Source organism: Shimia sp. (genome assembly GCF_041624275.1).
Taxonomy (GTDB): Bacteria; Pseudomonadota; Alphaproteobacteria; order Rhodobacterales; family Rhodobacteraceae; genus Shimia.
The window spans coordinates 1-9,983 of the sequence record NZ_JBFJVE010000113.1; the positions used below are offsets into that span (position 1 = coordinate 1).

Annotated in this window: 11 protein-coding genes; 5 read left to right on the plus strand and 6 right to left on the minus strand. The window is 66.5% G+C overall.

Translation table 11 applies throughout. From position 1 onward, the window contains the following. Nucleotides 1–444, minus strand: a 444-nt coding sequence (gene sfsA, locus ABZD10_RS09985) for a DNA/RNA nuclease SfsA (RefSeq protein WP_372886221.1), incomplete at its 3' end; no start/stop codon positions are given. Nucleotides 445–489: 45 nt separating this feature from the next. Between sfsA and ABZD10_RS09990 the strand changes: the two genes are divergently transcribed. From ABZD10_RS09990 to ABZD10_RS10005, 4 genes are read left to right on the plus strand one after another with little or no spacing between them, the layout of a single operon-like run. Continuing rightward, nucleotides 490–1,209, plus strand: a complete 720-nt coding sequence (locus ABZD10_RS09990) for a competence/damage-inducible protein A (protein WP_372886222.1) — start codon at nt 490–492, stop codon at nt 1,207–1,209. After that, entirely contained in the window at nt 1,206–1,946 is a 741-nt protein-coding gene (locus ABZD10_RS09995) for a GNAT family N-acetyltransferase (protein WP_372886223.1), read from the plus strand. The genes ABZD10_RS09990 and ABZD10_RS09995 overlap by 4 nt, the downstream gene beginning before the upstream one ends. Next, nucleotides 1,943–2,506 carry a peroxidase-related enzyme gene (locus ABZD10_RS10000; RefSeq protein WP_372886224.1) on the plus strand — a complete coding sequence of 188 codons (564 nt, stop codon included), beginning with the start codon at nt 1,943–1,945 and terminating at the stop codon, nt 2,504–2,506. The genes ABZD10_RS09995 and ABZD10_RS10000 overlap by 4 nt, the downstream gene beginning before the upstream one ends. Continuing rightward, a complete protein-coding gene (locus ABZD10_RS10005) occupies nt 2,503–3,465 on the plus strand; it encodes an OmpA family protein (protein WP_372886226.1) in 963 nt (320 codons plus the stop codon). The genes ABZD10_RS10000 and ABZD10_RS10005 overlap by 4 nt, the downstream gene beginning before the upstream one ends. 82 nt (nt 3,466–3,547) lie before the next feature. Here the strand turns inward: ABZD10_RS10005 and ABZD10_RS10010 are convergent, their stop codons facing one another. The 3 genes from ABZD10_RS10010 to ABZD10_RS10020 form a co-directional block, all read right to left on the minus strand. Beyond that, the gene (locus tag ABZD10_RS10010) at nt 3,548–4,453 is read right to left on the minus strand and encodes a LysR family transcriptional regulator (protein WP_372886227.1); all 906 of its coding nucleotides are present in this window, start codon (nt 4,451–4,453) and stop codon (nt 3,548–3,550) included. A gap of 139 nt (nt 4,454–4,592) precedes the next feature. Beyond that, complete coding sequence (locus ABZD10_RS10015) at nt 4,593–5,501, minus strand: AEC family transporter (RefSeq protein ID WP_372886228.1); 909 nt, start codon at nt 5,499–5,501, stop codon at nt 4,593–4,595. Nucleotides 5,502–5,642: 141 nt separating this feature from the next. After that, nucleotides 5,643–7,670, minus strand: a complete 2,028-nt coding sequence (locus ABZD10_RS10020; RefSeq protein WP_372886230.1) for an FAD-dependent oxidoreductase — start codon at nt 7,668–7,670, stop codon at nt 5,643–5,645. Nucleotides 7,671–7,855: 185 nt separating this feature from the next. On the opposite strand from ABZD10_RS10020, the gene ABZD10_RS10025 reads away from it, so the two are divergent. Continuing rightward, nucleotides 7,856–8,596, plus strand: coding sequence for an SDR family oxidoreductase (locus ABZD10_RS10025; RefSeq protein WP_372886231.1), 741 nt, complete (start codon nt 7,856–7,858; stop codon nt 8,594–8,596). An 18-nt stretch (nt 8,597–8,614) separates the two neighbouring features. Here the strand turns inward: ABZD10_RS10025 and ABZD10_RS10030 are convergent, their stop codons facing one another. Continuing rightward, nucleotides 8,615–8,986 carry a hypothetical protein gene (locus ABZD10_RS10030; RefSeq protein WP_372886232.1) on the minus strand — a complete coding sequence of 124 codons (372 nt, stop codon included), beginning with the start codon at nt 8,984–8,986 and terminating at the stop codon, nt 8,615–8,617. Between the two features lie 23 nt (nt 8,987–9,009). Then, entirely contained in the window at nt 9,010–9,783 is a 774-nt protein-coding gene (locus ABZD10_RS10035; protein ID WP_372886233.1) for a DUF6478 family protein, read from the minus strand. Nucleotides 9,784–9,983: the final 200 nt, after the last annotated feature.

Consider the following 9,983-nt stretch of genomic DNA (forward strand, 5'->3'; position numbering starts at 1 on the left):
AAATTCGGCAAGCCCCGGCTGGCGGGACAGGGTCACGCTCTTGACCTCGAGGTAGAGATCCGCGCCGCCGCCCGAAAGCAGGAAGTCGATGCGGCTGCTATGTCCGTATTTGACCTCGGGCCGCACCACCGGGTACTGCGCCAGTTCGGGGATGCCTTGGCTTTGCAAGAGCGCCTTCAGCGCCCGGTTGGGCACCGAGGTGTCGACGCCGGTGAAATGGCCGCTGTCGTGCTCGACCAGCCGCCAGCCGAATTTCAGCTTTTTCTTCGGGTCGTCATTGGGCTCGAGCCAGATCCGGCAGCCGGGGTCGGCCAGACCCATCATGCTGCCCGGGTTGGCGCAATGGGCGGTGACCTCGCGGCCGTCCTCGAGCCGCGCATCGGCGAGAAAGCGTTTGTAGCGGCGGATCAGCTCTGCGGGCACAAGGGGGGTTTGAAAGCGCATGGGCCAGCCCTATACCTGCGCATGTGGTCTGACAAGGAGAGTGCCATGCCCAATCCCACCGCCGCCATGCTTGTCATCGGAGACGAGATTCTTTCGGGACGCACGCAGGATGCCAACATGCATTACCTGGCGGGCGAGTTGACCAAGCGGGGGATCACGCTGGCCGAGGTGCGCATTGTCGGCGATCAGCGCGACGACATCGTCGAGGCGGTGCGCGCACTGGCGCGGCGTCACGACACGGTGTTCACCAGCGGCGGCATCGGGCCGACCCATGACGACATCACCGCCGACTGTATCGCGGCGGCCTTCGAGCGCCACATCGACGTGCGCGACGATGCGCGCCGCCTGCTCGAGGAGCACTATAAGAACTCAGGCCTCGATCTGAATGCGGCGCGGCTGCGCATGGCCCGCATCCCCGACGGCGCCACGCTGATCGACAACCCGGTGTCGGTGGCGCCGGGGTTCACGGTCGAGAACGTCCATGTCATGGCCGGGGTGCCGGCGGTGTTCCAGGCCATGGTGGCCTCGGTCCTGCCGGGGCTGACGGGGGGCGCGCCGCTGCTGTCGCAAAGCCTGCGGATCGACCGCGGCGAGGGCGACATCGCCGAGCCTCTGGGGCAACTCGCCGCGCGGTTCCCGGACCTGTCCATCGGCTCCTACCCGTTCCAGAAGAACGGCGCTTTTGGCGCCAATATCGTGATCCGGGGCACCGATGGCGCCCGCATCGACGCCGCCATGGCCCAGCTCGCGGAGATCTTCGCATGACCCTGCCCGACGCGGAAAAACTCTATCATGTGATCGAGGCGACCTGGCCCCCGGCCGCGACCCTGACCAGCGGCCCCTTCTGCATCGGCGAGGGCCGGGGCGGCGGCAAGCGGGTGTCTTCGGCCCATCTTTGCGGCGCCTTCGACGCGGCCGACATAGACGCCGCCGAAGCGGCGATGCGCGGGCTTGGCCAGACACCCCTGTTCCAGATCCGCGAGGGCGACGCGGCGCTGGACGCGGCGCTGGACGGCAGGGGCTATGCCATCGTCGATCCGGTCACCATGTATGCCATCGACGCTGCCGCGCTGACCGCCGAGCGCCCGCCGCGCACCGCCGCCATCGAAACCACCGGCCCGCTCAACATCATGCGCGAGATCTGGGCCGACGGTGGCATCGGCCCGGAACGGGTGGCGGTCATGGACCGGGCCTGCAAACCCAAGGCCGGTTTCGTGTCGCGCTGGAACGACAAGCCGGCCGGTTCCAGTTTCATCGCCATGCACGACGGCATCGCCATGGTGCATGCGCTCGAGATCCTGCCCTTTCAGCGCCGCCAGGGCATCGCCCGCTGGCTGATGAAACGCGCCGCCTTCTGGACGCTTGAGCGCGGCGGGCACACGCTTGCGGTGATCTGCACCACCGCCAATACCGGTGCCAACCACCTCTATGCTTCCCTCGGCATGACGGTTGTGGGAACCTATCACTACCGCATTCTCGCCGATGAAAAGGACATTTCATGAGCCGCATCTCAGCGCTGGACCTGCCGATGGCCGATCCGCTGCCGGACCAGACCCGGAAATATTTCGACATCTGTCAGGAAAAACTCGGGCTGGTGCCCAACGTGCTTCAGGCCTATGCCTTTGACATCGACAAGCTGAACGCCTTCACGGCGATGTACAACGACATGATGCTGGGCGACAGCGGCCTCAGCAAGCTGGAACGCGAGATGATCGCGGTCGTGGTGTCCTCGATCAACAAGTGCTTCTACTGCCTGACCGCGCATGGCGCGGCGGTGCGGCAGCTGTCGGGAGACCCCGAGCTCGGCGAATTGATGGTGATGAACTACCGCGCCGCCGATCTCGATCCGCGCCAGCGCGCCATGCTGGATTTCGCGGCGAAAGTCACCAAGGAAAGCAGCGTGATCGAGGAGGCAGACCGGCAGGCGCTGCGCGACGTCGGCTTTGGCGACCGCGATATCTTCGACATCGCCAATGTCGCCGCCTTCTACAACATGACCAACCGCATGGCCTCGGCCATCGATATGCGCCCCAACCCCGAGTATCACGCCCAGTTCAGATGACCCCCAAAGCCGCGCTTGCCCTCGCGATTGCCCTTGTGATCGCCCCGCATCTGGCCCTGGCCTTCGAGCCGGACCTGCCTTCAGCGGCGCGGCCGCTGGCCGATCAGCTACAGGCCGGGCGGGCCTTTGATCTGCCGGTCGGCGCGACCCTTGACGGCACCACCCCGAGCGAACGGGTCCACGGCGCGATCCGGGTGCGCTCTTGGCGGCTCGAGGGCGGCCAGCTGATGCTGCGCGAGCTCGAGGAAACTCTGGCCGCGCAGCTGGTGTCGGAAGGCTACGAGATTGCCCTTCACTGCCAGACCGAGGATTGCGGCGGTTTCGATTTCCGCTTTGACGCGCTGGTTCTGCCGCCGCCCGACATGTTCGTCGACCTGTCGAACTACCGTTTCCTGTCGGCAAAGCGCGGCGGTACCAAGGGCACCGAAGCGGTGACGGTGATGCTTAGCCACACGGCACGCGCGGCGACGATCCAGACGGTAGAGGTGTCACCGGCAGCGGCCCGTGCGGCAACCGGGCCCGACAGGGTCCGCCCCGCCGCAACCACGCCCCCCGCACCGCAGGCGCCGGCCGGGACGCTTGACGCGCTGACCCGCGAACTGACCGAATTCGGGCATGTGGTCCTTGGGGATCTGACCTTCGAGACCGGGTCTTCGACATTGGCCGAACGCGACTATGAATCGCTGATACGGCTGTCGCAATGGCTCAGGGCCAAGGACGGCCGCCGCATTGCGCTGGTCGGCCATACCGACAGCGAAGGGGCGCTCGAGCCCAATGTGCAATTGTCGATGGCCCGCGCGGCAGCGGTCGAGGTCTATCTGACCGAAAGGCTGGGCGTCGCCCCCGGGCAGATCGAGGCGCATGGGATCGGCTATCTCGCGCCGCTCGCCAGCAACGCCTCGGCGGCGGGGCGCGACCGCAATCGCCGGGTCGAGGCGGTGCTGGTCTCGGCCCCCTGAGCGGCGACAAGAAAAGGCCCGGGCACTTGGCAGGCCCGGGCAGGTTGCTTTCTTGGGGAAAGCCTGGGGAAAAACCGTTGCCTCACCAGTCGGTGGGGCCCTTGTCGGCAAAGGAATGGACAAGGAAATCAATGAAGGCACGCACCTTGGGCTGGGTGAACCGCCCGGGCGGGTAGACCGCGTAGATGCCCTGGGTCTCGATCGGCAGATCGGGGATCGCATCCTCGACCAGCCCCTGCGCCATCGCATCGGCGTAAAGGAAGCTTGGCAGATAGGCGATGCCGAGGCCGGCCACCGCCGCATTGAGCAGCGACTGCCCGTCGTTGACGCTCAGCCAGCCGCCGGTGCGCACCTGGCGCTTTTCGCCCGAGGGGGCGGTCAGTTTCCATACCGCGCCATTGGCCTGGCTCGAATAGTGCAGCAGCTTGTGATCGTTGAGATCGTCGATCTTCTGCGGGCGTCCGTATTTCTCGAAATAGCCGGGGCTGGCGATCATCCGCCGCGTGGTCTCGGTCAGCTTGCGGGCCCGCAACGAACTGTCCTCGAGTTCGCCGATGCGGATCGCCATGTCGAAACCTTCGCTGATCAGTTCGACATAGCGGTTGTTGAGCACCATGTTGACGGTGATGTCGGGGAACTCGACCAGAAAATCTCCCAGCACCGGGCTCAGGTGGTTGACCCCGAAATCGGTGGCCACGCTGATCCGCAGCAGGCCCGAGGGCGCCGATTGCATCGAGGTCACCAGCGCGTCGGCCTCGCCGGCATCGTTCAGCACCCGGCGGGCGCGGTCGTAATAGGCAAGGCCAATCTCGGTCGGGCTGACGCGGCGGGTCGTGCGGTTGAGCAGGCGCGCTCCGAGACGGGCCTCGAGCGAGGAGACATGTTTCGACACGGCCGATTTGGAGATGCCCATTTTCTTGGCCGCGTCGGTGAAGCCGCCCTGATCCACGACCGTGGCGAAGGCTTCCATTTCTGTCAGGCGATCCATCTTGCTCTGTCCTCGATCTTTTCCGAGGTTCTTTATCAGCGCCAATTTGGGCAGAAGCTGGGCGGAGCCCGGACAATATCGGGGTTTTGTCAGGGATCGTTTGCGGCGTGGAAACAACCCGTGAAACCTGATTGCGGCGCTAGAACAGCAGTTCGATCACCGTGATCCAGACCGGCAGGGTAAGGGCCGCCAGCAGGGTCGATTGCGCCACGAGCGTCGCCGACAATTCGCGATCGGCGCCGAAACCGGCGGCCAGCACATGCGCCGCCGAGGCCGTCGGCATGGCGGCAAAGAGAACCAGTGTCTGGGCGATCGCCCGGTCGGGCCCGAGCAGCAGGCAGCCGGTCAGCGCCGCCGCCGGCATGATGACCAGCTTGGTCGCCGAGATGATGGCGCTGAACCGGTCCAGCCGGGCCAGCGCCCCCCAGTTCATCGTCGCCCCGACCGAGATCAGCGCCACCGGGATCGCCGCCTCGGAAAGCATTTGCAGCGGGGCCAGGATCACCGCCGGAACCGCGACCCCGCTCAGCCCGACCGCAACCCCCGAGACGCTGGCGATCAGGAACGGGTTGCCGGCGACGCGCAGCAGGGTCCGGCGCAGGCTGCCGCTGCCGCGCGACAGGGCCGTCACCGCGAAGACATTGGCCACCGGAATGGCCAGCCCGACCGCCACCGCCAGCGCCGCCAAGGGCGGCTGGCTCAGGGTCATCACGGCGACGAAGGCCATCGCCGTGTTGAACCGCCAGGCGGTCTGCCAGGCACCGGCGAAATCGACGAAACGCACCGGGCCGAAGCGCCGCGCCAGATAGCCACAGCCAAGGCCGACCAGCAGCAGCGCCCAGACCGCGGGACCGATGCGCAGCAGGTCCTCGGCCGCGATCGGCCGCCCCGAGGCGGCGACGAAGATCAGCGCCGGAAACAGGATTTCGAAATTCAGCCGGTCGAGCCCCTGCCAGGCATTGACCGAAAGCCGCCCGCGCACCAGCCCGCCGAGCCCCACCATCAGGAAGCTGGGCATGAGGCCCAAAAGGATCGTGACAAATACCATGTGCTGCACTCCGCCTTGGCGCTGCCAGTTAGGACGGGCCGCGCAGCCGGCGCAATGAAAACCCGCGCCGGGGGCCGACGCGGGGTGTTGCGGTTCGGGGCGGCGCGCAGATGCGGCAGCAGCGCCGGCGCCGGGCGTGGCTCAGAGGCTGGCCGCCAGCCGGGTGCCCTGATTGATGGCCCGCTTGGCGTCGAGCTCGGCCGCGACATCGGCGCCGCCGATCACGTGGCAGCTCACCCCGCGCGCCTCGAGCGCCTCGGCCAGAGAGCGGTCCGAAAGCTGCCCGGCACAGATCACCACGTTGTCGACCGCAATCACCTGCGGGGTCTCGCGGGCCTCGCCAAAGGAAACATGCAGGCCGGCATCGTCGATCTTTTCGTAATTGACGCCGCCGATCATCTTCACGTTCTTCATCTTCAGCGCGGCGCGGTGGATCCAGCCGGTGGTCTTGCCCAGATCCTTGCCCAGCGCCTTGGCCTTGCGTTGCAACAGCGTGACTTGGCGCGCCGGGGCATGCGGCTGCGGGCCCTCGGGCGCCAGACCGCCGGGGGTCACTTCGGGGTCGCCGACGCCCCATTCCTTCATCCATTCAGGCAGGTTCTCGGTCAGGCTCTCGCCCTCGTGGACCAGAAACTCCGAGACGTCGAAGCCGATGCCGCCGGCGCCGATCACCGCGACGCGACGGCCCACGGGCTTCTTGTCGCGGAGGACGTCGAGATAGCTCAGCACCTCGGGGCGGTCGCCGCCGGGAATGCCCGGATCGCGCGGCACGATGCCGGTGGCGATGATCACCTCGTCGAAACCCTCGAGGTCGTCGGCCGCGACCTCGGTGCCCAGACTGACGGTGATGTCCGAGGCCGCGACCATGGCTTCGTACCAGTCGACAAGGCCCCAGAACTCTTCCTTGCCGGGTATCTGCTTGGCGACATTGAGCTGCCCGCCCAGCCGGTCGGCGCGGTCGAAAAGCGTGACATCATGGCCGCGCTGCGATGCGGTCAGGGCGGTCGACAGACCGGCCGGACCGGCGCCCACGACCGCGATCTTCCTTGCCGTCGGCGCCGGTTCGACGGCAAGTTCGGTTTCGTGACAGGCACGCGGGTTGACCAGGCAAGAGGTCAGCTTGCCGCTGAACGTGTGATCAAGACAGGCCTGATTGCAGCCGATGCAGGGGGCGATCAGCGCCGCGCGGCCCTCGGCGGCCTTGTTGACGAATTCGGCGTCGGCCAGGAAGGGGCGCGCCATCGACACCATGTCGGCGCAGCCCTCGGCCAGCACCTCTTCGGCGACCTCGGGCGTGTTGATGCGGTTCGAGGTGATGACCGGGATGCCGACCTTGCCCATCAGCTTTTTCGTCACCCAGGCAAAGGCGCGGCGCGGCACCGAGGTGGCGATGGTCGGAATCCGCGCCTCGTGCCAGCCGATGCCGGTGTTGAGAATGGTGGCGCCGGCCTGTTCGATGGCCTGCGCCAGCTGCACCACCTCGTCATGGGTCGAGCCATTGGGGATGAGATCGATCATCGACAGGCGGTAGATGATGATGAAATCGGGGCCCACCGCCTCGCGACAGCGGCGCACCACCTCGACCGGCAGGCGCATGCGGTTCTCATATGACCCGCCCCAGCGGTCGCTGCGCTTGTTGACATGGGTGACCAGGAACTGGTTGAGGAAATAGCCCTCCGAGCCCATGATCTCGACCCCGTCATAACCGGCCTCGCGGGCGCGCATGGTGGCGGTGATGAAATCCTGAATCTGCTTCTCGATCCCCTCCTCGTCCAGTTCCTTGGGCGGGAAGGGAGAGATCGGCGACTTCACCGCCGAGGACGAGACGCATTCCGGCCCATAGGCATAGCGGCCCGCATGCAGGATCTGCATGGCGATCTTGCCACCGGCCGCGTGCACCCGGTCGGTCACCACCCTGTGGTTGGCGATGTCCTGGTCGGTGAACAGCCCGGCCGCACCGGGAAAGACCCCGCCTTCCCTTGAGGGCGCCATGCCGCCGGTGACGATCAGGCCGACGCCGCCGCGGGCCCGTTCGGCATAGAATTCGGCAACCCGGTTCCAATCCTTGGTCTCTTCCAGGCCGGTATGCATCGACCCCATCAAAACGCGGTTTTTCAGGGTGGTAAAGCCGAGGTCGAGCGGCGCCAGAAGGTGTGGGTAGTCGGTCATGGGTATCTCCTCAGAAGTCGCGATAGAAAATCGCAAATCGGCGGAATTGTCATGCAAAACGCCGCGTCAGCGGGCGGGTTTCCGTTAAGGCACAAGCGGAAATCGGTGGTACAAGCCGCGGCGGCGGGGCAGAATGCCCCCGCGACGACAGGGAGAGGCGCATGCCCGATTATGGCGTATTTTCAATGGCCGGACAGACCGCGCTGGTGACCGGTTCCAACAGCGGACTGGGGTTCGCCGCCGCCCGCCTGCTGGCCGAGGCCGGCGCCACGGTCTGGGTCAATGGCCGCGACGCCGGCAAGACCGAGGCTGCCGCCGCAACGATCCGCGACGCCGGCGGCAGGGCCCATGCGCTGGCCTTTGACGTCGCCGACGACGATGCGGTCGACGCCGCCTTCGACAGCATCGCGACGGCGGGCAACGGGTTTCAGGTTCTGGTGAACAATGTCGGCATGCGCGACCGGCGAACTTTGCCCGAGTTCAGCCGCGACGACATTCGCCGCCTGCTGGAGGTCGACCTCGTGGCGCCCTTCATGCTGTGCCAGCGCGCGGCGGCGCAGATGGCGCCGGGCGGGCGCATCGTCAACATCTCGTCGATCGCCGGGATCATCGCGCAATCGGGCGATGCCGCCTATACGACGGCCAAGGCCGGGCTCAACGGCCTGACCCGCAGCCTGGCGGCCGAGCTTGGCCCGAGGGGGATCAACGTCAACGCGGTGGCGCCAGGGTTCTTCAGGACCGAGCCCAACCGTGCCGCCGCCGCCGACCCGGCGATTGCCGCGCGTCTGGCGCAGGCGACCTCGCTTGGCAGATGGGGGGAACCCGCCGAACTAGCACCGGCGATCCTGTTTCTCGCCTCGCCCGCCGCCAGCTATCTCACCGGGCAGGTGCTGGCCGTCGACGGCGGCTATACCAGCCACTATTGAACGGGCCGGCCCCGCGCCTCAGCGGGTCTCGGAACAATGGCGCCGAAACGCCCCTTTCAGAAGATCCAGCTCGGCCCGCAGCAGGTCGATTTCGGCCAGAAGATCATCGGCCAGCACGTCACCGGCAATAATCGTGATCCGGTCGAGGAAGGCACCGCTGGACTGTTCCGTGATGACCAAGGTCTGCACGCCGTCGCTGATCGCCTCGGCGGGAATCGGGATCCGCACCACCCAGCGCTTCTGCGCCGCGTCCTCGGTCACCTCGACCCCTTCGATCGGGCTGCTGAGATGGCTGACCACGATTTCGGGCACCGCACCGGCCGGCCCGGTCAGGGCCCCTTCCCAGATGCCGGCGAGCAGCCGGGTCTTGGTCAGCGTCCAGTCTGTCATGATGCTTTCTCCTCGGGGCGACTTCAGAATTCGGCCCGTGGCCGGCGGCTGAAGGTGGCGTCGCGCAGGATCACCCGGTTCATTTCCGGACCTTCGAAGATCAGGTCGACCCAGGCCTTTTCGACGCGTTTTTCGTTCAGTTTCGTATAGGCCAGGTCGAACTCGACCGTGTTGACCTCTTGGTTGACCGGCAGTTCGTGCACCACCTGTTCGGTATTGGGGCCGTGCTTGACGTTGAGCCGGACAAAGATCTCCAGCGGGCTTTCCTGCTCGACGATCGTGTCGAGGCGGATCACGTGGCTGCGCTTCAGCCCCCGCACCGCTTCGTCTGGCAGGTCCACCACCAGCGACAGGAAAGACCCGTCGAAACCCAGCACGTCCATCGACACCCCGAAGGGGGCAAGGTCGGCTTCTCGGGTGTTGCGGATCTGGCGCAGCGTCACCTCGGAAACCGCGCAATCGTGGAACAGCGTCACCTCTGCCCCGAGGGATTCGCGATTGGCGACCGAGGCGATGCCGACCCTGTCGAGAGGCTGGCGCCAAAGCTCGGGCCGCCAGGCCCAATCGGTGCCATGCGGCCTGGGAAAGCTGTTGGATCCGATCAGGGGCAGCGCCAGGCGGCTTTGCGAAACCGCGATCACCCGGTTGAGATGACGCCGCAGGTCCTGCGCCTTCTGGCTCTGCTGGCGCAGCACAGCAAGCCGGGCGGTCGCGGCGGACCTGGCGCTGCGGGCCCAATACCGGGCCACGGCCCTTTGATAGAGCCGCTGCACCAAGCTTGTCTTACCCTGCCCCATTCACACCCGTCTCCGCCGCCTCAACGTTTCCGAACCCGAAACAATGCACGAATTCCTCAACAATTACCTAGCGGATTGGCGGGGGTGAAACAAACCTGCAATGCGCTGGCAGCGCGGTTTTTTTGCCACCGGCGCCCCGGCCGCTTCGGATCGGCGGCCCGCTCACATGGGCTTGTCCCGCTTCAGAAAACAGGGCACAT

Bases quoted from the DNA above. Each gene is read 5' to 3' on its own strand.
- ABZD10_RS09990 (WP_372886222.1), top strand. From the start codon at position 490: ATGCCCAATCCCACCGCCGCCATGCTTGTCATCGGAGACGAGATTCTT.
- ABZD10_RS09995 (WP_372886223.1), top strand. From the start codon at position 1,206: ATGACCCTGCCCGACGCGGAAAAACTCTATCATGTGATCGAGGCGACC.
- ABZD10_RS10000 (WP_372886224.1), top strand. From the start codon at position 1,943: ATGAGCCGCATCTCAGCGCTGGACCTGCCGATGGCCGATCCGCTGCCG.
- ABZD10_RS10005 (WP_372886226.1), top strand. From the start codon at position 2,503: ATGACCCCCAAAGCCGCGCTTGCCCTCGCGATTGCCCTTGTGATCGCC.
- ABZD10_RS10010 (WP_372886227.1), bottom strand. From the start codon at position 4,453: ATGGATCGCCTGACAGAAATGGAAGCCTTCGCCACGGTCGTGGATCAG.
- ABZD10_RS10015 (WP_372886228.1), bottom strand. From the start codon at position 5,501: ATGGTATTTGTCACGATCCTTTTGGGCCTCATGCCCAGCTTCCTGATG.
- ABZD10_RS10020 (WP_372886230.1), bottom strand. From the start codon at position 7,670: ATGACCGACTACCCACACCTTCTGGCGCCGCTCGACCTCGGCTTTACC.
- ABZD10_RS10025 (WP_372886231.1), top strand. From the start codon at position 7,856: ATGGCCGGACAGACCGCGCTGGTGACCGGTTCCAACAGCGGACTGGGG.
- ABZD10_RS10030 (WP_372886232.1), bottom strand. From the start codon at position 8,986: ATGACAGACTGGACGCTGACCAAGACCCGGCTGCTCGCCGGCATCTGG.
- ABZD10_RS10035 (WP_372886233.1), bottom strand. From the start codon at position 9,783: ATGGGGCAGGGTAAGACAAGCTTGGTGCAGCGGCTCTATCAAAGGGCC.